General features: G+C 70.2%; 14 protein-coding genes and 1 pseudogene. 4 read left to right on the top strand and 11 right to left on the bottom strand.

Annotation, left to right across the window (positions count from 1 at the left end):
• Window positions 1-38: 38 nt before the first annotated feature.
• Genes BLQ73_RS15480 through BLQ73_RS15470 form a run of 3 tightly spaced genes read right to left on the bottom strand, consistent with a single transcriptional unit; the run spans window position 39 to window position 3867 of the window.
• Window positions 39-2594, bottom strand: coding sequence for an ABC transporter permease (locus BLQ73_RS15480; RefSeq protein WP_093171161.1), 2556 nt, complete (start codon window positions 2592-2594; stop codon window positions 39-41).
• Window positions 2591-3301, bottom strand: a complete 711-nt coding sequence (locus tag BLQ73_RS15475) for an ABC transporter ATP-binding protein (RefSeq protein WP_093171160.1) — start codon at window positions 3299-3301, stop codon at window positions 2591-2593. Before BLQ73_RS15475 ends, BLQ73_RS15480 begins: the two co-directional genes overlap by 4 nt.
• Window positions 3298-3867 carry a PadR family transcriptional regulator gene (locus BLQ73_RS15470; RefSeq protein WP_093171159.1) on the bottom strand — a complete coding sequence of 190 codons (570 nt, stop codon included), beginning with the start codon at window positions 3865-3867 and terminating at the stop codon, window positions 3298-3300. Before BLQ73_RS15470 ends, BLQ73_RS15475 begins: the two co-directional genes overlap by 4 nt.
• 87 nt (window positions 3868-3954) lie before the next feature.
• Here BLQ73_RS15470 and BLQ73_RS15465 point away from each other — a divergent pair, with 87 nt between their 5' ends.
• Together BLQ73_RS15465 and BLQ73_RS15460 are read left to right on the top strand one after the other, a co-directional pair.
• Window positions 3955-4512, top strand: a complete 558-nt coding sequence (locus tag BLQ73_RS15465) for an FHA domain-containing protein (RefSeq protein WP_093171158.1) — start codon at window positions 3955-3957, stop codon at window positions 4510-4512.
• A 313-nt stretch (window positions 4513-4825) separates the two neighbouring features.
• Window positions 4826-5767: a CAP domain-containing protein gene (locus BLQ73_RS15460; RefSeq protein ID WP_093171157.1), complete on the top strand. Its 942-nt coding sequence runs from the start codon at window positions 4826-4828 to the stop codon at window positions 5765-5767.
• Between the two features lie 97 nt (window positions 5768-5864).
• Here BLQ73_RS15460 and ilvC read toward each other — a convergent pair whose 3' ends face one another.
• The 5 genes from ilvC to BLQ73_RS15435 form a co-directional block, all read right to left on the bottom strand.
• Window positions 5865-6854, bottom strand: a complete 990-nt coding sequence (ilvC, locus tag BLQ73_RS15455) for a ketol-acid reductoisomerase (protein ID WP_093171314.1) — start codon at window positions 6852-6854, stop codon at window positions 5865-5867.
• 69 nt (window positions 6855-6923) lie between these two features.
• Entirely contained in the window at window positions 6924-7448 is a 525-nt protein-coding gene (ilvN, locus tag BLQ73_RS15450; protein WP_093171156.1) for an acetolactate synthase small subunit, read from the bottom strand.
• A 5-nt stretch (window positions 7449-7453) separates the two neighbouring features.
• Complete coding sequence (locus BLQ73_RS15445) at window positions 7454-9226, bottom strand: acetolactate synthase large subunit (protein ID WP_275936292.1); 1773 nt, start codon at window positions 9224-9226, stop codon at window positions 7454-7456.
• 231 nt (window positions 9227-9457) lie between these two features.
• Complete coding sequence (locus tag BLQ73_RS15440) at window positions 9458-12133, bottom strand: putative bifunctional diguanylate cyclase/phosphodiesterase (RefSeq protein WP_245691106.1); 2676 nt, start codon at window positions 12131-12133, stop codon at window positions 9458-9460.
• A gap of 286 nt (window positions 12134-12419) precedes the next feature.
• Window positions 12420-13358 (bottom strand): 2-hydroxyacid dehydrogenase, encoded by a 939-nt coding sequence (locus BLQ73_RS15435; RefSeq protein ID WP_093171312.1) that lies wholly within the window; start codon window positions 13356-13358, stop codon window positions 12420-12422.
• Window positions 13359-13477: 119 nt separating this feature from the next.
• Here BLQ73_RS15435 and BLQ73_RS15430 point away from each other — a divergent pair, with 119 nt between their 5' ends.
• Window positions 13478-14587 (top strand): PQQ-dependent sugar dehydrogenase, encoded by a 1110-nt coding sequence (locus BLQ73_RS15430; RefSeq protein WP_093171154.1) that lies wholly within the window; start codon window positions 13478-13480, stop codon window positions 14585-14587.
• A gap of 42 nt (window positions 14588-14629) precedes the next feature.
• Here BLQ73_RS15430 and BLQ73_RS15425 read toward each other — a convergent pair whose 3' ends face one another.
• From BLQ73_RS15425 to BLQ73_RS15415, 3 genes are all read right to left on the bottom strand, one after another.
• Complete coding sequence (locus BLQ73_RS15425) at window positions 14630-16753, bottom strand: VanW family protein (protein WP_143020286.1); 2124 nt, start codon at window positions 16751-16753, stop codon at window positions 14630-14632.
• A 542-nt stretch (window positions 16754-17295) separates the two neighbouring features.
• Window positions 17296-17967, bottom strand: coding sequence for a response regulator (locus BLQ73_RS15420; RefSeq protein WP_093171152.1), 672 nt, complete (start codon window positions 17965-17967; stop codon window positions 17296-17298).
• On the bottom strand, window positions 17964-19508 hold the full coding sequence (locus BLQ73_RS15415) for an ATP-binding protein (protein ID WP_245691105.1): 1545 nt from the start codon (window positions 19506-19508) through the stop codon (window positions 17964-17966). The genes BLQ73_RS15420 and BLQ73_RS15415 overlap by 4 nt, the downstream gene beginning before the upstream one ends.
• 233 nt (window positions 19509-19741) lie before the next feature.
• On the opposite strand from BLQ73_RS15415, the pseudogene BLQ73_RS15410 reads away from it, so the two are divergent.
• Window positions 19742-20040, top strand: a pseudogene (locus tag BLQ73_RS15410) (tripartite tricarboxylate transporter substrate binding protein); the annotation flags it as partial.

The following is a 20040-nucleotide window of genomic DNA, read 5'->3' as shown; positions in this document are numbered from 1 at the left end:
CCGCCGCGGCGCGCGGCGGGGGCTCCGGCGTCACAGGCTCATGCCAGGCGGCGGGTGAGGGGCTCCTCGGCCCGGGTGAACAGGGCGGCCACCCCCATGGCGGCCAGGGGCAGCACGATCACCATGCCTCCGAGGAGCAGCCAGGGGAGGTCTATCCCGAAGTCCGGGGAGACCACGAACGACGTGACCCCGCGCCCAGGCGGTCTCGCGGCCATGGCGTAGGCCGCGACGCCCAACGCCAGGCCGAGCAGGACCCCGACCACGGCCCCTGAGCCCACGATGATCCCCGCCTGGCCCGCGGTGAACAGGCGGCGCACCCTGCGGGTGGCGCCGACCGACGCCAGGCTCGCGATGTCGGGCCGCGCGTCCACACGGGCGAGTCCCGCGGCGACGAGCGCCGCAGCGAGGGCCACCGCGGTGACGGCGGCGGTGAGCAGCGCGAAGGAGAAGGTCTGGGTATGAGGCCAGCCCCGCTCGATGCGAACCTCGCCGGCATAGGTGACCTGGAGGAGAGCCGCGTTCAGGCGCTGCCGTTCCTCCTCGCCCACCGCGTGGTCGCGCGGGTTGATCACATAGGCGTACGGCTCGACCGCCAGCCCGAGCGTGTTCGCCGCCGACTTCGGCAGCAGTACCTTGAGCACCGTTCCGGTGGCGGGGTGGGCCAGCACGGCGGGCATGGTGATGGTGTCCACAGCGCCGGTCGGGCCTCGCCGCTTCAACTTGACGTGTCCGTCGCGGACCACGGCGGGGTCGAAGGCGATGACCTTGCCCGCGTCGAGCGCTGCCGAGGTGGCGTGGTCGTTGCGGCCGAGCAGGTATCGCAACAGTGCCGCGTTACCCACCGGAAGCCGACCACCGAGCAATACGCATGGAACGGCGCACCCCACGATGCGGATGCTGGAGCCGGCGCCGTGCTCGGGTTGACCCGGTGCCCGCGAGACGAGCACGGACTGCTCGATCAGCGGCACACCGCGCAGCTCCATCCTGAGCCGTTCACCGACCTCGGCCCACTTCTCGCGCGAGTGCCCCGCCTTCTCCACGACCACCGCGCCTAGGGGCTGGAGCGGACTGTAGTCCCGCTCATGGCGGGCCTGCGTGCTGGAGAGGGACACGCCGATGGCGGTGGTCATGGCGACGGCGGCCGTCACCGCGACGACGGCGGGAGCCGTACGGCCCCGGTGGCGCACCGCGTCGCGGGCGGCGAGCCTGATCGGGAGCGGGGCGCGGGATGAGAGGGCCCCGACGAGGTCCACCAGCGTGGGGGCGAGGAGTACAAGGCCGAGCTGCACCAGCAGGCAGCCGATGAGGAAGACCGCGCCGTTGGCCCAGAGGGCGGCCACCGCGCCGGCCGTACCGGCCACCAGCAGGGCGGCTCCGGCGACCGGCAGGCCGCGGCGGGAGCGCGGGGCGATCCTGCGGCCGGCGAGCGCCGCCGCGGTGTCGGCGCGGGCAGCGCGGCGCGCGGGCACCAGGCAGGCCAGCAGTGCGCTGACGACGCCGAGCCCGATCACCGTGGCGGTATCCCACCAGGGCACGTCGAAGGGCCCCAGCGGGCGGTAGACAGCCGCGATGAGCGGTTGCAGCAGGAACACGAGGGCGACCCCGAGCGCGGCCCCGAGCACCGAGCCGAGCGCACCGAGGAGGAGCCCGTCGGCCATCATCAGGGTGCGGACGTGCCGCGGCTCGCCGCCCTGGGCGACCACGAGGGCGAGTTCCCGTCTGCGGCGCCGTTCCCCCACCATGAACGCCGACCCGGCGAGCAGCGCCACCTCGACGACGATGAGCGACATGGTGAGACCAAACAGCACGCCAACGGGCCCGTGCTCGGCCAGGCTTGTGTTCCCGCTTCCCCAGAGCAGGCTGCCTGACGCCGGCGTTTCGGAGGCCGGGGCCACGGCCCGCGACACGGCGGAGAATCCGTGGCCGTCCAGGTTCCTGAGGTCGTGGCGGAGCAGGGGGCGCGGGGCGTCCACGAGCCATGACACGTCGGTGCGCCCACCGTCGACTCCGCCGCCGGGGGCGGCGATGAGGAAGGTGTGCGGCGGACCCTCCACGGCTCCCACGACGCGTTTGACGGCCGCTGAGTCACCGATGGTCAGGTCCTGGCCGACGCGGGCACCCGCCTCGACCACCTGCGCGCTCACCGCGATCTCCCCGGCGGCCGTCGGCATCCGGCCCTCTGTGAGGCGGACCATGCCCCTGGTCAGCGGATCTTTGAAGTCCACCTGAAGCAAGGCGATGGGCGCGTGCCAGCGGTCGGTGCGGTACGGCACATTCGCGGTGTCCACCCGCAGCAGGCGGCTGCCCGGGGGAAGCAGGGGCGAGAGCTCCTCGGCGGTCGCGGGCCGGGCCCGCGCGGCGCCCTCCTGCATATACCAGCGTGTGAAGATCTTGGCGTCCGCGCTGCCCAGGGTCCAGGGCAGCCCCTCCTCGTGGGAGACGTCCGCCGTGGTGACGATGGTGAAGAACGCGGTGAACACCATGACCGGGACGCCGACCATGGCCGCGATGAGGGCGCTGCGGCCCTTCGCGCGGCGGATGCCGCGTATGGACAGGCGCAGGGACAGGCGCAGCACGGGTAGCAGGCCGTTCACCGGGCGCTCGCGGCGGAGCCGTCGCTGGAGAGGTCCGTGGAGTCGGCGATGGCGCCGTCGCGCAGGAACACGACCTTGTCGGCCCAGGCCGCGTAGCGCGCCTCATGGGTGACGAGCAGTACGGTGGCCCCCGCCTCGCAGCGCGAGCGCAGCAGGGCGAGGATGTCGTCGCCGGCGGCGCTGTCGAGGGCGCCGGTGGGTTCGTCGGCGAGCAGGAGGCGGCGCTCACCCACGAGGGCGCGGGCGATGGCCACGCGCTGGCGCTGGCCGCCGGAGATCTCGTCGGGGTAGCGCGCGGCCATGTGGGCGAGGCCGATCTCCGCAAGGGCCGACGCCGCCTGCTTCTTGGCGGTGGCGCGGCGCACGCCGTCCAGCTCGTGGGGGAGCATGACGTTCTCGATGACGTTGAGGGACGGGATCAGGTTGAGATCCTGGAACACGTAGCCGATGTGCCTGCGGCGCAGGGCCACGAGGTCTCGCAGCCGCAGGGTCGACAGGTCCGCGCCTTCGACGGCGACCGTGCCCGAGGTGGGCCGGTCGAGGCCGCCGGCCACGTTGAGCAGGGTTGATTTGCCCGACCCTGAGGGCCCCATCACGGCGACGAGTTCCCCTGTCGCCGCCGTGAGGCTCACCTCCCGGAGGGCGTGGACGGTATTGTCCCCAGCGCCGTGGACACGGGTGACCGCATCGAGCTGCAGGACGGTCATGGGGATTCCTCCTGTGAGGGTGGGTCGTGTGGTCCTGGGCGTGATCCGCCGTGTGCTTCGCTACTGGAAGCGAGGACGGTTTCGCAGTGGTCCAGCCAGCGCTGCTCGGCCTCGATCTGGAAGATCGCCGAGTCGGCCACGAGGCGCTGTGCCGTACCCGCGCGAGCAGCGTGTTTGGCCTTGGTGGCCTGCTGCAGGGCGCGCATGGTCGCGGTGCGTTGCAGGCGGACCACGGCGGCCACGTCGACACCGGGCGCGGTGAGGGCCATGGCCAGTTTGATGACGAGTTCGTCGCGGGGCCGGTCGGACCGGGCGACGGGGGTGCTGAACCACCGCGTCGTTTCGGCCCGACCGGCCTCGGTGATCGAATAGACGACTCTGCCCTGCTCATCGGTCTCGCCCGGTGTGACGAGACCGTCGCGTTCCATGCGGGAGAGCGTCGTGTAGACCTGGCCGATGTTGAGCGGCCAGGTCGCCCCCGTCGACGCCTCGAAGTCGGCCCGCAGCTGGTAGCCGTGGCGGGGCCCACCGCTCAGGAGCGCGAGCAGTCCGTGTCTGATCGACATATACTCAGTATGCATACTCGGTATGCACGGAGCAAGAGATCTCCAAAATCTGGACAGGCCTAGCGGTTCGGACGGATACTCAAGTGCATGAGCTCGACGCATCCCCCGGTTCGCGCCTCCGACGGGGACCGCGATCGCGCGATCAACGATCTCCGCGACGGGGCCGTCGAGGGCGCGATGTCGCATGACACCTTCCTCGGGCGGGTCGACGCCGCCCTCAAGGCGCAGAGCAGAGGCGAGCTCGACGACCTCGTCTCCGACCTCCCTCCCCGTGGCCGCTGGCGCCGCAGACTCACCGACATCGTCGCCTCGGTGTCGGACTTCACCACCCGCGTGGAGTCCGCCTGGCGACGCCCGCGCCTCCCCAAGCTCGCGCTACCGGCCGACAGCCGCCTCCGCTATGTCGTGGGCCGGGGCTCGGCCTGCGACCTCGTCCTCGCCGACCTGACCGTCTCCAGGGTCCACGCCGAGCTGCGCCGGGAGGGCGAGGAATCCCACTCGTGGATGCTGGTGGACCTCGGCTCACTCAACGGCACCCGGCTGAACGGCTGGCGCCTGGTGGGCCCCGCCCGAGTGCGTCCGGGCGATGAGATCTCCTTCGGAGACTGCGCGTTCGTGGTCTCGACGGCGGCCCAGCTCGACTGACATCGGCCTCAGGGCCGTTTTCCTCTTTCCGGGGCCGCTCCGCCGCATGCTCTCGCCGTACGGCACCGCCACGCACCACCGCCGCACGCCGCCGGGCGCCGCCGGCTCCGCCGCACGAGCTTGACCTGCGCCGATGCTCACCACATGCGGGCACGCATGATTTGATCATGAAGCGGATTTCCACGTATGGGCCCCTTGCCGAGCGGGTTTCGGTCAAGCTGGAGCCCCAGATTTCGGCGGAAATATCCGGACATAGATGAACCCACGCATAAGAATGCGGGTTCCGACAGGCAACCCTGCTCCTGGAGGATTCATGCGTAAATCGGCTCGGGCGCTTGCTTTCGCCGGCGGCGTCGTAGCACTGTCCGCCGTCTCGAACCCGGCGGAGGCATCGGCAGCCCCCGCGTCCGCCTGCAAGGTGGTCGCGGTGAACCCGGTCGTCGACGACAACGGCAACGTGCGAGGCAGCGCCCGGCGCGAGGGCTGCTCCACCGGGGCGACGCTCCGGGTGCGCGTCATAGCGGACAAGCCCGGAAGCGACAAGATCCTGTCCAGCACGTCTCGCTCGCTCACCAACGGCGCCGTATCCTCGACCGCACGCTGCTCGGCGGACGCCGAAGGCTACTACGTCGTCGCGATCGAAACCGGAGGGCGCGTCACCGAATCCCAAGCGGTGACGCTCACATGCGGGACGCCGTCCACACCCACGGCCACACCCCGCCCGACCACCACCACGACCGCGACACCTAGACCCACCCCGTCGGTGACACCGACCGCGACACAATCGGCGACACCGACATCGACACGGTCAACGACACCGACGGCGACACCGCCCGGAAGCCCGAGTTCCACACCGACCGCGGGCGGGGCGAGCTCGTTCGAGAACGAGGTCGTGCGCCTCACGAACAACGCGCGCAGGCAGGCCGGCTGCGGGGAGGTGAAGTTCGACGCGCGTCTGCGCGCAGCGGCCTACGGCCATTCCAAGGACATGGGCGACAACAACTACTTCAGCCACACGTCCAAGAACGGCCGGGGCCCCGGCGACCGCATCAAGGCCGCGGGCTTCACGCCTGTGCGGGCGTGGGCGGAGAACATCGCCATGGGCCAGCGGACGGCCGCCGCGGTGGTGGACGCGTGGCTGAAGAGCTCCGGCCACGCCGCCAACATCAAGAACTGCACCTACACGCACATCGGCGTCGGGTACTACGCGCACTCCAGGGCGCCGTATTGGACGCAGGTGTTCGCACGCCAGTAGCGCCGGCAGCGCCGGTAGTGGCCGCGTGACGACGTACGGCACCGCCCGCGGAACCGGGTTCCGCGGGCGGTGCCGTACGCAAAAGGACCGGCTCGGACTAGCCCTCGTTCTTGAGCCAGCTCATCATCGGACGCAGCTTGGCGCCGGTCTTCTCGATCGGGTGCTCGGCCAGCTCCTCGCGGAACTTGCGGAAGTTGCCCTGGCCGCCGTCGAACTCCTCGACCAGCTCGCGGGTGAACGCGCCGGACTGGACCTCGGCGAGGATGCGCTGCATCTCCTTCTTGGTCTCGGAGTTGACCACGCGCGGCCCACGCGTGTAGCCGCCGTATTCAGCGGTGTCGGAGACCGACCAGTACATCTTGGAGACGCCGCCCTCGTACATGAGGTCGACGATCAGCTTCATCTCGTGGAGGCACTCGAAGTAGGCCACCTCGGGCTGGTAGCCCGCCTCGATGAGGGTCTCGAAACCGGTCTTGATCAGCTCGGCGACGCCGCCGCACAGCACGGCCTGCTCACCGAACAGGTCGGTCTCGGTCTCCTCCTTGAAGGTGGTCTTCAGCGCGCCGGCGCGGGTGCCGCCGATGCCCTTGGCGTAGGACAGCGCGAGCGGCCAGGCGTTGCCGGTGGCGTCGCGCTCGACGGCGACCAGGCACGGCACGCCGCGCCCGGCGGAGAACTGGCGGCGCACCAGGTGGCCCGGGCCCTTCGGGGCGACCATCGCGACATCGACGCCCTCAGGGGCCTCGATCAGTCCGTAGCGGATGTTGAGGCCGTGGCCGAAGAACAGCGCGTCGCCCGCCACGAGGTTCGGGGCGACGTGCTCGGCGTACAGGTGGCGCTGCACGTGGTCGGGCGCGAGGATCATGATCAGGTCGGCCTCTTCGGCCGCCTCGCCCGGCGTGGTGACGCGCAGGCCGTCGCTCTCGGCCTTCTCCCGGCTCTTGGAGCCCTCGGGCAGGCCGACGCGGACGTCGACGCCGGAGTCGCGGAGCGAGAGCGCGTGGGCGTGGCCCTGGCTGCCGTACCCGAGGACGGCCACGTGGCGACCCTGGATGATCGACAGGTCGGCCTGGTCGTCGTAGAAGATCTCGGTCACGTGAAAAACCTTTCGTATGTAATGGCTGTTGGGGTCGCCCGCAGGCGGGCGGGCCAGGGCCTACGCGGTGCGCTCCAGGGCGCGCAGCGATCTGTCGGTGATGGACCGGGCGCCTCTGCCGACGGCGACCATGCCGGACTGCACAAGCTCCTTGATCCCGAACGGCTCCAGCACCCTGATGAAGGCCTCCAGCTTGTCCGTGGTGCCGGTGACCTCGATCGTCACGGCCTCCGCCGCGACGTCGACGCAGCGGGCACGGAAGAGCTGGACAAGTTCGAGCACGTGTGACCGGGTCTCGGCGTCGGCCCGAACCTTGATCAGCATGAGTTCACGCTGAACGGACTGCGAAGGATCGAGTTCGACGATCTTCAGGACGTTGACCAGCTTGTTGAGCTGCTTGGTGACCTGCTCCAGTGGCAGGTCCTCGACGTTGACCACGATGGTCATCCGCGAGATGTCAGGATGTTCGGTCTGCCCGACGGCCAGGGAGTCGATGTTGAAGCCGCGCCGGGAGAACAGGCTGGCGACCCTGGCGAGCACACCGGGTCTGTTCTCGACCAGCACGGAGAGCGTGTGCTTGCTCATGCGCGTCATTCCTCGCTGTCCCAGTTCGGCGCCATGTCCCTGGCGAACTTGATGTCGTCGTTGCTCGTGCCGGCCGCGACCATGGGCCACACCATCGCGTCCTGGTGCACCACGAAGTCGACCACGACGGGGACGTCGTTGATCTCCATCGCCTTAGCAATCGTGGCGTCGACGTCCTCGGGACGCTCGCACCGCAGACCGACGCAGCCGTAAGCCTCGGCCAGCTTGACGAAGTCGGGGATGCGCCGGGCCGTCTGCAGGTCGGTGTTGGAGTAGCGCTCGTCGTAGAAGAGCGTCTGCCACTGGCGGACCATGCCGAGATTACCGTTGTTGATGACCGCCACCTTGATCGGCACACCCTCAAGCGCGCACGTGGCGAGCTCCTGGTTGGTCATCTGGAAGCAGCCGTCGCCGTCGATCGCCCACACGGTGGCGTCGGGCCGGCCCATCTTGGCGCCCATCGCGGCGGGCACCGCGAAGCCCATCGTGCCGAGGCCGCCGGAGTTGATGAACGAGCCGGGGTTCTCGTAGCCGATGAACTGCGCGGCCCACATCTGGTGCTGGCCGACGCCCGCGACATAGTAGGCGTCGGGGCCGACGAGCGCGCTGAGCCTCTCCATCACGTATTGCGGCGCGAGCGAGCCGTCGATGAACTCCTCGTATCCGAGGGGGTAGGTCTTGCGGTAGCCGTCGAGCAGCGTCCACCACTCGTCGTAGTCGCCCCGGCGGCCCTCGTTGTGCTCGTGGCGGACGGCGTTCGCCAGGTCGGTCAGGACCTCGCGGCAGTCGCCGACGATCGGGACGTCCGCGTGGCGGTTCTTGGAGATCTCCGCCGGGTCGATGTCGGCGTGGATGACCTTCGCGTGCGGGGCGAAGCTGGAAAGCTGCCCGGTCACCCGGTCGTCGAACCGCGCGCCGAGCGTGATGAGCAGGTCGGAGCGCTGCAGCGCCCCGACGGCCGCCACGCTGCCGTGCATGCCCGGCATGCCGAGGTGCTGGGGGTGGCTGTCGGGGAACGTGCCACGGGCCATCAGCGTGGTGACGACCGGGATGCCGGTCATCTCGGCGAGCGCCAGCAGCTCCGCCGACGCCGACGCCTTGTGCACGCCGCCGCCCACGTAGAGGACCGGGCGGCTCGCCTCCACGATCAGCTTGGCGGCCTCCCGGATCTGCTTGGAGTGCGGCCGGGTCACCGGGCGGTAGCCGGGGAGCTGGACGGTCGAAGGCCACTCGAACGTCGTCATCGCCTGGAGGGCGTCCTTGGAGATGTCGACCAGCACGGGCCCGGGGCGGCCGGTCGAGGCGATGTGGAATGCCTCGGCGATCGTGCGCGGGATGTCAAGCGGGTCGGTCACCAGGAAGTTGTGTTTTGTGATGGGCATGGTGATGCCGGAGATGTCCGCCTCCTGGAAGGCGTCGGTGCCGATGGCGGCACTGGCGACCTGCCCGGTGATGGCGACGATCGGCACGGAGTCCATGTAGGCGTCGGCGATGGGGGTCACCAGGTTGGTCGCACCGGGCCCGCTTGTCGCCATGCACACCCCGACCTTGCCCGTCGCCTGGGCGTAGCCCTCGGCGGCATGGCCGGCGCCCTGCTCGTGCCGTACAAGCACGTGCCGGACCTTGGTCGAGTCGTAGAGGGGATCGTAGGCGGGCAGGATGGCGCCGCCGGGGATCCCGAACACCGTGTCGACTCCGACGTGCTCCAACGCCCTCACGAGGGCCTGCGCACCTGTCATCCGTTCGGTCATCGGCTCGTTCCTTGCGTGGCTGAGCAGTCTGCTGACATAAAAAAGGCCCCTTTTCCGCTGGTGAGCGGAGCTGGGGCGGCGCGCAGGACGAAGTGCTTCGCTTAACGGCCTGCGCGCCGGCGAAGTACTACAAGAATCCCACTGCGAAGCATGGCACCAACCATAGCCGCCCAGCGGGCCACAGTGTCAAATTGGCGGGACGGACATCTCACGATGCGAGACAGATATTTCATGCCGAAACGCCCTGCAACGCCCTGCCTAGCCGCCGAGCCTGCGCGCCGAAGGGACGCCCGCGAGCTCCGCGCCCGACAGGCCGGACAGGTTGGTGCGCATGAGGGCGGCCACTCCCGGCGCCGCCATGGGCCTGGCGACGAGGTAACCCTGCCCCTTGGTGCAGCCCATCTCCTTCAGCAACTCAAGCTGCTCGGGCCGCTCGATGCCCTCCGCGACCGCTATCAGGCCGAGGTCGTGGCCGAGCCGCACGATGGTGCGGGTCAGCAGTGTGAGCGCCTCGTCGTGGCCGAGCCCCGACACGAACGACGGGTCGACCTTGATCATGTCCACGGGGAGCTGCCGCAGAAGCGCCAGCGACGCGTAGCCCGTGCCGAAGTCGTCGATGGCCAGCCGTACGCCGAGGGCCCGCAGACCCGACAGCTTGGCGATCGTGTCCTCGGCGTCCTCGACCAGCATCTCCTCGATCACCTCGAGCGTGAGGGCGCTCGGCGGCAGGCCGCTCTCCTCAAGGGCCGACTTGACGGTCTCGACGAAGCGCGGCGCGTTGATCTGGCGGGCCGACAGGTTGAGCGACAGGCCGATGTCCCAGGAGGAGGCGCGCCAGGCCGCGACCTCGCGGCACGCCTGCCGCAGGATCCACTCGCTGAGCGGGACGATCAACCCGGTGTCCTCGGCGGGCCCCAGGAAGTGCTCGGGCGGCACGAAGGTGCTTCCGCGCCACCAGCGGACGAGCGCCTCGACGGCGGTCACCCGCGAAGTCGCGATGTCCACGATCGGCTGGTACTCGATCGCGAACTGCCCTTCGGTGAGGGCGCGCTGCAGGTCGGCGGCGAGTTCGAGCCTGCGCACCACGTCGGTGTGCATGTGGGCGGCGAACACCTCGACCCTGCGGCCCCCCTGCTCCTTGGCCTTGGCCATCGCAACGTCCGCATTGCGGATCAGGTCGCCCGCCGGCATACCGTCCTCGGAGAAGGCCACGCCCACGCTGGCGGTGAGCACGACATCGCGGTCGGCCACGTGGAACGGCTCCGCCGAGACCGCCACGACGAGCCTCTCGGCCAAGTCGACGACCGCCTGGGCCTCGGTGCCGTTCTCCATGAGGACCGCGAACTCGTCGCCGCCCCAGCGCGCGAGCGTGTCGTCGCCGCGCAGCCCCGAGCGGAGCCGTCTGGCCGCCTGGCCGAGCAGGTAGTCGCCGCTGGCGTGGCCTACCGAGTCGTTGACGGCGGTGAACCCGTCGAGGTCGAGGAAGACCACGGCGGTGCACCCCGAGCCGCGCGCGGCGAGCACCTCGCGGGTGCGCTCCTCGAAGTACGCGCGGTTGGGCAGTCCCGTGACGCCGTCGTGGAACGTCAGGTGGGCGACCTGGTTGCGCAGGGCCTCCTGGTCGCTCACGTCGCGGATCGTGACGAGCAGCAGCTCCTCCCCGCGCACATGGCGGGTCGCCACCGACTCGGTGGGACGCCAGGTGCCGTCGGCCGCGCGCACACGGCAGGCGATCATGCAGGTGTCCGGCTCGCCCGGGTCCTCGTCGTTGAGGGCGCGCAGGGCGGCCTGGATGCCGGGCTGGTCCTCGGGGTGGATGAAGTCGGTGATGGCGCGGCCGGTGAGGGTGTCGGGGCGGTAGCCGTACGTCGCCTCGGCGCCGGAGCTGATCTCCTGCACGATGCCGTCGTGGTCGCAGATGAGCACGACGTCGCCGGTGCTCTCGGCGAGCTCGCGAAGGCGGCGGTCGGCCGCGGAGACCTGTCTGCGCAGCCGTGTGGTGCCGGTGAGCAACGCGAACAGGCGGACCGCGAGCACAGTGACGACCGAGGCCGACACGATCACGACGACGGGCGCGGGCGGCCTGGGCGGCGTGCTGAGGAAGTGGACGAGCATGACCGCGGTGGCCGCCAGCACGAGCACGAGGGGCAGCGCGGCGACCAGCGAGGAGGCGACCGCCCCGCCCGCGCGCCGGACGGAGCGACCGCTCCAGGGCGCCGCGGCGAGCAGGAGGAAGGCCGCCGCCGCGGCCCACAGCCCGGCGATGGACGTGCCGTCGCCCTCAAGGCGGGCGACGGCGTTGGCCGTCTCCACCGCGGTGATCACCATGAGTACGGCAAGGCCGGCCAGGCTGACGGGCCACGACGAGGAGCGTCCGACGGCGAGGGGCGGAACCACCAGGCAGGCGGCGAGCAGGCAGCTCATGGGCGGCGCCAGCGCGAGCGCGAAGGTGCTCGGATCCCCCACCCGCTCGTAGATGGGCGCGAGCACGACCACCCAGCTCATAAGGAAGAGCGAGGCCGCGGTCACGTAGGCGTCGGTGAATTGGCGCGAGGCCGTACGCATGTCGCGTGGACAGGTGACGGTCATCCCGCAGCCCCACGCGAGGAGGACCGCTCCCACCATGACCAGGATGTCGGCGAAGTTGACGACGAACCCGGCGTTGTCCGCGACGGGCCTCGTGGCGGCCCCCACCAGCCAGACGAGCGCGCCGGTGCCGATGCGGCGCCACGCCGGGGCGCGGCCTCGCCGGCTGGGCCGCAGCCTGCCCGCCGCCGTGAACAGCGACACCACGGCGAACAGCGCCGCCGTCGCGCCGGCCGCCGCGTCCACGACAGCGGCCGAAGCGCCCGCGACGAGGACAGCGGCGAACGCGCCGCCACCGAGAACGGCGGTGGCGGTCAGCGGCACCCGAGGGTCACGCAGACGGATCAATGTCGTTGCCTATCCAGCTCACGTCGTCAGTGTGTGCGCCGGGAGTGGCCACACGTGGTCGGAACGGCTCAGCCGTCACCGATCTGATGCTCGGGCTCACCCGGAACGGGTGTGCGCTCGGTCGTTGAGGCGAGGGGTCCGCCCGCGGGCTCGACACCTCACAATGCGGCTAACCGTACGCACCACAGGTCACGAGGCAGCCACTTTCCGGAATCCTTTCCCGGTCGTTCGCGGCTACTCACGGCACTCCTGTTCCTTGCGGCTCCGACCGTCTCAGACCTGGGCGTCAGTACGCGCCGGTGATGATGTTCCTCAGCGGTTCTCCGGCCAGGTAGCGGAGCAGTTGCGAGCGCACCAGCCGTACCGTCCTGCGCAGGGAGGCCGGGGTACTGCCCGCCACGTGCGGGGTGATGAACACCCCCGGAGCGCTCCACAGCGGGTGGCCCTGCGGCAGCGGCTCGGGGTCGGTGACGTCCAGCGCGGCCCTGAGCCTGCCGCGCCCGACCTCCGCCAGCAGCGCCCCGGTGTCGACCACGGTTCCGCGCGCGGCGTTCACCAGCAGGGCGCCGTCCTTCATGCGGGCGAGGAAGCCGGCGTCCACGAGCCCGGCGGTGTCTTTGGTGGCGGGCACGAGCAGTACGACGACGTCGGCGGCGCCGAGGAGCTCGGGTAGTTCGTCCTGGCCGTGGACGTGGACGCGGTCGGCACCGTCGGGACCGGGGACGTCTCGGGCCGTGGTCGCCACTCTGACGATGTCGACTTCGAATCCGGCGAGGCGGCGCTCCAGCGCCGTGCCGATCGAGCCGTATCCCACGATCAGCACCGTCGAGTCGGCCAGGGATCCGGTGTAGTGGTAGTCCCAGATCTGCTTCTCCTGGGTGCCGGCGAAGGCGGGGAAGTCATGCAGCACGGCGAGCATCGCGCCCAGCGCCCATTCCGCGGTGCCCGCGTCGTGGACCCCTCGGGCGTTGCACAGCGTCACGTCGCTCGGCACATGGGGCCGGTAGGGGTCGACGCCCGCGGTGATCGTCTGCAGCAGCCGGAGCCTCGGCATGCGGGCGATCAGCTCGCCGAGGTCGCGGTGGACGAACACCGGAGGGACCCATACCTCCACCTCCGCGGGGTCCGCGGGTAGTTCCGCGGACCCGTCGTAGACAACGCATTCCACATCGGGAAGGTCGCTGAGAACCTCGGCGATGGAGGGGATGGGGACCCAGATCTTCATGATGCCCAACCTTAGATCGTCGGGATACAGGATCCGGAGCCGAGTCGAGGCCAGGATGTGAGGGGGACGCGATCTCCTACTGAAACGCACTGGCTCGTCTAGGTTTGGAGAGATAAATCATGATCATACGCACTCCGCTGGCCGCAGCCCTGGCGGTCGCCCTGGCCGCGGTCACCGCGTGCTCCACCGCCCCCGCGGAACGCGCGGGCGCGGCGACGCCCCAGGCGGGAACGACCCCGCCGGGACCGTCCGGCACTCCCCCGGGCGCACCGAGGACCCTGGTGGAGAACCTCGCCGTGCCCTGGGCGATCGCGTTCCTCCCCGGCGGCGACGCGCTGGTGACCGAGCGCGACTCGGCCCGGCTGCTGCGCATCACCCCAGAGGGGCGGGTGACGGCGATCGGCAAGGTCGAGGGGGTCGCCCCCCAGGGCGAGGGCGGGCTGATGGGCGTCGCCGTGTCGCCGAAGTACGACACCGACCGCACCATATTCCTCTACTTCACCTCCGACGAAGACAACCGCGTGGTCCGCTACCGGCTTGACAGCGACCGCCTCTCCAACGAAAAAGTGATCGTCCCCGGCATCCCGAGCGGCGGCATCCACGACGGCGGACGGATCGCCTTCGGACCGGACGGCTTCCTCTACATCGCCACCGGCGAGGTCGGCGACAAGCCGCTCGCCCAGGACCGGAACTCACTCGCCGGCAAGATCCTGCGGGTCACCCCGGACGGCGGGCCCGCGCCCGGCAACCCGTTCCCCGGCTCACGCGTGTGGAGCTATGGCCACCGCAACGTCCAGGGGCTCGCCTGGGACCCCCAAGGGCGCCTCTACGCGAGCGAGTTCGGCCAGAACACCTACGACGAGATCAACCTGATCCGCAAGGGCGGCAACTACGGCTGGCCCGAGGTCGAGGGGGTGGGAAGCGACAAGCGCTACATCAACCCCATCCTGACCTGGCCGACGAGCGAGGCGTCGCCGTCCGGGATGGCCTACGCCGCGGGCTCCCTGTGGGTCGCCGCCCTCCGCGGGCAGCGCCTCTGGCAGGTCCCGCTCACCCCCGACGGTACGGCGGGAGCCCCCTCGGCCCGCTTCCGCGACGAGTACGGCAGGCTCCGCGCCGTGACGACCACCCCGGACGGCGGCTCCCTGTGGGTCGGGACGAGCAACAAGGACGGACGGGGCTCCCCGCGCCAAGGCGACGACCGCGTCCTTGTCGTACCCGTGCGCTGAGCCGCGCGGCACCGCCCCGGCACTCCCCCGGCACCGCCCGCCTCAGGGGGAGGTGCCGGTGCACTTCAGGTCGAGCTCCGGCTTGTAGACCGTGGTGTCCTTCTCTCGCTTCACCTCTCTGCCGTCGTTGATGAAGATCCGCGACACGTCGATGGTGAAGCCGTTCGTGCCTGTCATGGGGATGCAGTCCGGCGAGTCGTCGGTGTCCCGCTCGAAGGTGGTGTGGTTGTAGCGCTCCGACGCCACCGCCTTGATCTCGTCGTAGCGTTTGGTGCTCCAGAACGAGACGGTGACCGACGTCGAGGTGGAGGAGGTCTTCACCAGCACGCCGTACTTCGAGTCGTTGCGCCAGATGAAGTCGGGCTCGGGGAAGGAGACGGTGGACTCCCGGCCCGCCGGGTAGCGGGAGATGTAGAACTCGTGGGGCGTGTGCTTGACGTCCTCGAATCCGCCGAAGAACACGGCGTTGTACATCGTGGTCACGAACTGCGAGATCCCACCGCCGACGGAGTCGACCAGGCGTCCGCCGGAGATCTGCGGCGCCTCCACGAAACCGCGCGCCTTGTCGCGCTCACCGACCACCTCGTTCAGGGAGAACCGCTCGCCGGGCAGCACGAGGTGGCCGTCGAGCAGGCGGGCGATGGTCTGGATGTTGGTGGCCCTGGGCGCGGGCGTGTAGTTCGTCGTGAACTCGCTGACCTTCTCCTTGACGCCGAGGGCCTTGATGTCCTCCACCGTCATCCGGGGCCTGACCGTCGTGATGTGCACCGGAATCGTACGGCTGCCGCCCTTGGCCACGGACGTGGCCACGGACTTGGCGAGCTTGCCGGCGTCCACGCCCTGGCCGGACTTCCCCGCCACCGGCTTGGGCTTCCCGCCCGTGATGGTGAACGTGGGCTCGCGGGGCGCCTGCCCGGAGGGCACCAGCCGCGCGTCCAGGCCGGACAGCGCCGCCTTCGCATTGAACTCGGGCCGCAGCCCGCCACGCCCGTCGGAGACGAAGGTGAGGTTGGCGGCGATGCGAGCGGGGGGGAGCTGCGCCTGCCTGCCGTTCGCGGTGAGGGTGAGCGGTCCTGCCACGGCCTTCTTCGCCAGGGCCAGGGTGCGCTTCACCGCAGCGGCGGTCACCTTCGGCTTGACCTCGGTGACCTGGAGGGGAATAGGGGCGCGGCCGTGGAGGAAGGCGCCTCGGACCGCGTCGGCGGCGGCGGCCTGGTCGAGCTCGCGACCGCTCCGGGAGGCGACTGACTTCGGGCTGCTCCCCTCGAAGACGACCTCGCCCTCCCGCGTCGGTCGGTCGATCTTCTTGGCGAGGTCGGCGACGGCTTCGGCGAGCTTCGCCGTGTCCGCGGTCACCTTGGGGGATAACTCAGTGCCGCCCGTCAGGGCCCGCCACACGCCCACAGGAGAGGGGAAACCGCTCGGCGCCTGGGCGACGGTGCCGGTGATGTCGAACTCCAGACCGGCCTTGTCCGGAGCCACGGAGTGCTTGCGTCCGAACGCCTCGACCTGGATCGGCTCGCCGAGTCTGGGCGACAGGGTCTCCTGCAGCTTGTCGGCGGCCTGGGCGGCCGTCAGACCGCCGATGTCCACGCCTTCCACGGTGGTGCCCGGCAGGATCGATCCGGACATCGTCACCGCGGGGATGACGTAGGCGAGTCCGGCGAGCAGGAGCAGCGCGGCGGCGGCGATGATCAGTCGTCGGGGACCTCTTCGTCGGCGTCCTTGGCGTCCTTCTCCCCCGGCCTCGGGCGGTTCGCCGTCACTGCCCTCCTGTCCGGAGGGGGCGGGTCCCGGAGGCGGGGTGGGAGCGCCTTGGCTCGTCATCGGCCACGGCTGGGGAACCGGGGCGGCCGGGGGGAGGGCCGAGCCGCCCTGTCCGGGGCTGTATCCCCGCTGGGGGCCGTGCCCTTGGCCGTGACCCTGGCCGTGTCCCTGCCCCTGCCCGTGGCCCTGGCGGTGGCCGGGGGCGCCGCCGTGGCCCGCGGGGAACGTGCCGGGCTGATCGAATCCCCTGGATCCAAAGATGTCGGGCGAGACGCCCGGAGGTAAGCGGCGCTCGTCGCCGCCCGCCGCCGGCCCGCCGGTCCCGGGTTCTCCCGGGGGCGGCGTGAAGGGGTGGACGGGCGGCCGGGATCCGGGGTGCCCGCCGCCGGCGGCGGGCACCCCGGATCCCGAGGGCGTGCCGTGAGGGGGCGGAGTGCGCGGGCCCGACGTCTGGGGGGGCGTGGGCTGGGGACCCGAGGACCGTGGAGGCGGATTCTGGGGCTGTGCAGCGTGGGGCTGTGCAGCGTGGGGCTGTGCAGCGTGGGGCTGTGCAGCGTCCGGCGAACGTGGCTGCTCCGCCGAATGCGGCGTGTCCAAATTCGGCGTGTCCGAACGCGGTGTTCCCGAACGCGGTGTGCCCGGAGGTGGTGCGCTCGGAGACGGCGAGGCGGCGGCCCCGCTCGATCCGTTGAGCGAAACCGCCGAAAAGGGATCCGTCGGTGGTCCTAGAGACGCTCCGGCGTTCCGCACGCCTCCGCCTCCTCTTCCCATGAAGTCCTGTCAGGCACGAAGAAGACGTGCGCGATCTGAACCCCCGTCACCGATGGTGATCCCCGGCTCCGGAACTGCGGGTCCACAGATGGCACACTTCTTCGGACAAACCCTAAAGCACATGCACCCACATGTCATGAAAAGCCCCTCATCAGAAGGGTTCTGACCGGCTATCCCGTCCAGCGGTATCGATGTTCCGGACGTCCGGCGGTGCCGTATTTCGGGCGGAGTTCGGCCCGGCCGGAAGCGCAGAGATACTCAAGGTAACGGCGGGCGCTCACCCGCGACAGGCCCGTGATGACCGCGGCCTCGGCGGCCGACAGGTCGGAGTCGGTGGCGCGCAGCGCTTCCGCCACAAGTGTGCAGGTTGCAGGGGACAACCCCTTCGGAAGGGGAGGGCCGCTGTTCTTGAAGCCGCCGAACAGGCGGTCGACGTCGTCCTGCCCCACCTCCCCACCGATCGAGACCAGATGCCTGCGCGTCTCGGCGTACTGCTCCAGGCGGTCGGTCAGGGCCGACGCCGTGAAAGGCTTGATCAGATAGTTGACCGCCCCGCCGCGCATGGCGGCGCGGACCGTCGCGACGTCCCGCGCCGCGGTGATGACCAGGATGTCCACCGGGTGGGCGACCCCTCGCAGGGTCTGCAGCACATCCAACCCCGACATGTCCGGCAGATAGATGTCGAGCAGCACCAGATCCGGCCGGTACTCCGCCACCGCCGCGATCGCAGCCCTCCCCGTATGGGCCGTGCCGGCCAGGGTGAATCCAGGGATGCGCGACACATAGCCACCGTGGATACGGGCCACCATGAAGTCGTCGTCGACCACCAGGACACGGATCACGACGGGGCCTTCCCGACCGAGACGGCGACGGGGGCGGTGCCGTACGGCGGGAGCAAGGCGGTGAACACCGCGCCGTCGGCGTTGTGCACACGCACCCAGCCGCCGCGGCGCAGACACGTCTGGCGGGTCAACGCGAGTCCCAGACCACGCGGGCCGGAATTCGCGGCCTTGGTGGTGAAGCCTTCACGGAAGACCTCCTCGACCAGGTCGGGGGTGATGCCGGGCCCTGAGTCGCGGACGCGCACATGCAGACCGTCCCCGTCCGTGCGCACGGAGACCTCCACAATGCCACCCGTTCCCTCCAGCGCATCCAGGGCGTTCGCCACCAGGTTACCGACCACCAAGACCGCGTCCCGGGGGTCACCCAGCCCCTCGCCGTCGACCCGGGAATCGTCGGTGATGACGAGGGACGCTCCCCGTTCGGCCGCCTCCGCGGACTTCGCCAGCAGAAGCGCGGCCAGGGTGGGGTCGTCGACCTTCGCCCGGATCTCGGCGGCGAACTGGCTGTACGCCTCGGTCGTCTGGGTGATGAACCGTACGGCTGCCTCATGCTCGTCGAGTTCGAGCAGACCGACGACCGTGTGCATCCGGTTGGCGAACTCGTGGGCCTGCGCGCGCAGCGCCTCGGTCGTGCTGCTCGCGTGGTCGAGCTCGCGCGCGAGCTCGACCAGCTCGGTGCGGTCGCGCAAGGTGACCACCCAGCCCCGGTGCTGGCCGCGGACCGAAATGGGCGTGCGGTTGAGCACGAGCACGCGGTCGCGGTGCAGCACGATCTTGTCCTCGCCCGGATCGTCGCCGACCAGCACGTCCCGCATGCGGTCCGAGAGCGGCATGTCGCCCAGGTCCCGGCCGACCGCGTCGAAGTCCAGCCCGAGCAGGTCGCGAGCCGCGTCGTTCACGAGGGTGACCTTGCCCGACAGGTCCAGCGCGAGCACTCCCTCCTTCACTCCGTGGAGCACACCTTCGCGCTGTTCGAGCAGCGCGGCGATCTCACCGGGTTCCAGGCCGAAGGTCTGCCGCCGCACCCGGCGCGAGATCAGTGCCGAGATCAGCGCGCCGGCGACCAGTACGGCGAGCACGGTGTACAGCAGGGGCGGCAGCGCGGCGCCGAGCTGCTCGGCCACCGTGTCCTCCAGCACCCCGACCGATGTCAGGCCGATGACCTGGCCGTCCGCTCCGATGATCGGAGCCTTTCCGCGCACGGAACGGCCGAGCGTGCCCGTCTCGGTGCCTCTCCAGCTCTGGCCGGAGGCCAGCACCTCCGAGCCGTCCGTGGACAGCTTCTGACCGATCAGCGTCTCGTTCGGATGCGCGTAGCGGATCTGGTCCCGATTGGCGATCACCACATAGTCGGCTCTGGTGGCGGCCATAACGCTCATGGCGATGGGCTGAAGCAGCAGTTCCGGTTTCGGCCGCCGGAACGCCTCACGCACTTCGGGCAGCCCGGCGACCGACTCGGCGATGGCCAGCGCGCGTTGCTGGTATTGGTCGTCGAGCTGGCGCCGGGTGTGCTGCACCCACACCAATGCGGTGGCTCCCACCGCCAAAAGCACCATCACCATCTGTAAAACAAATAGCTGAGTGCCAAGAGAGCCGTTGAATAGACGTCTCACCGGTTCCATAGAAACAGTCCCAGGTAACGGCTCGGTAGCGGTGCCCAGCTCAGCTATGACCAATACGACCTATACGACGCCAAGCGCACAAAGCATCGACACAGTGACCCGCAGCGCTCAGCATCCTCACCACATCGATTCTTATAGCGTTGGAGTCTCCCATGCGCCTCCGGAGAGTGGCCGCCCTCGCGGCTATTTCCCTCGCCGCCCTCACCGCTTGCAGTGGCACCGGGTCAGGATCCGGCACGACCGCCCTGCGGATCATGGCCCCCGCAGCCCCCGGCGGCGGCTGGGACCAGACCGCCCGAACGGCCGAGCAAGCAATCAAGTCGGTCGACGCCTCCCGCAAGGTGGAGGTCTTCAACGTGCCCGGTGCCGGCGGCACCATCGGCTTGGCGCAGCTCGCCGGGGAAAAGGGCAACGGCAACATGCTCATGATGATGGGCCTGGTCATGGTGGG

Origin of the sequence: Sinosporangium album (assembly GCF_900100605.1) — a bacterium.
In the GTDB taxonomy this organism is placed as follows: Bacteria; Actinomycetota; Actinomycetes; order Streptosporangiales; family Streptosporangiaceae; genus Sinosporangium; species Sinosporangium album.
Note: the sequence above shows the minus strand (reverse complement) of the source record. Positions and strands in the feature narration are given on the sequence as shown.

Bases quoted from the DNA above. Each gene is read 5' to 3' on its own strand.
- BLQ73_RS15475 (WP_093171160.1), bottom strand. From the start codon at position 3,301: ATGACCGTCCTGCAGCTCGATGCGGTCACCCGTGTCCACGGCGCTGGG.
- BLQ73_RS15470 (WP_093171159.1), bottom strand. From the start codon at position 3,867: ATGTCGATCAGACACGGACTGCTCGCGCTCCTGAGCGGTGGGCCCCGC.
- BLQ73_RS15465 (WP_093171158.1), top strand. From the start codon at position 3,955: ATGAGCTCGACGCATCCCCCGGTTCGCGCCTCCGACGGGGACCGCGAT.
- BLQ73_RS15460 (WP_093171157.1), top strand. From the start codon at position 4,826: ATGCGTAAATCGGCTCGGGCGCTTGCTTTCGCCGGCGGCGTCGTAGCA.
- ilvN (WP_093171156.1), bottom strand. From the start codon at position 7,448: ATGAGCAAGCACACGCTCTCCGTGCTGGTCGAGAACAGACCCGGTGTG.
- BLQ73_RS15435 (WP_093171312.1), bottom strand. From the start codon at position 13,358: ATGAAGATCTGGGTCCCCATCCCCTCCATCGCCGAGGTTCTCAGCGAC.
- BLQ73_RS15430 (WP_093171154.1), top strand. From the start codon at position 13,478: ATGATCATACGCACTCCGCTGGCCGCAGCCCTGGCGGTCGCCCTGGCC.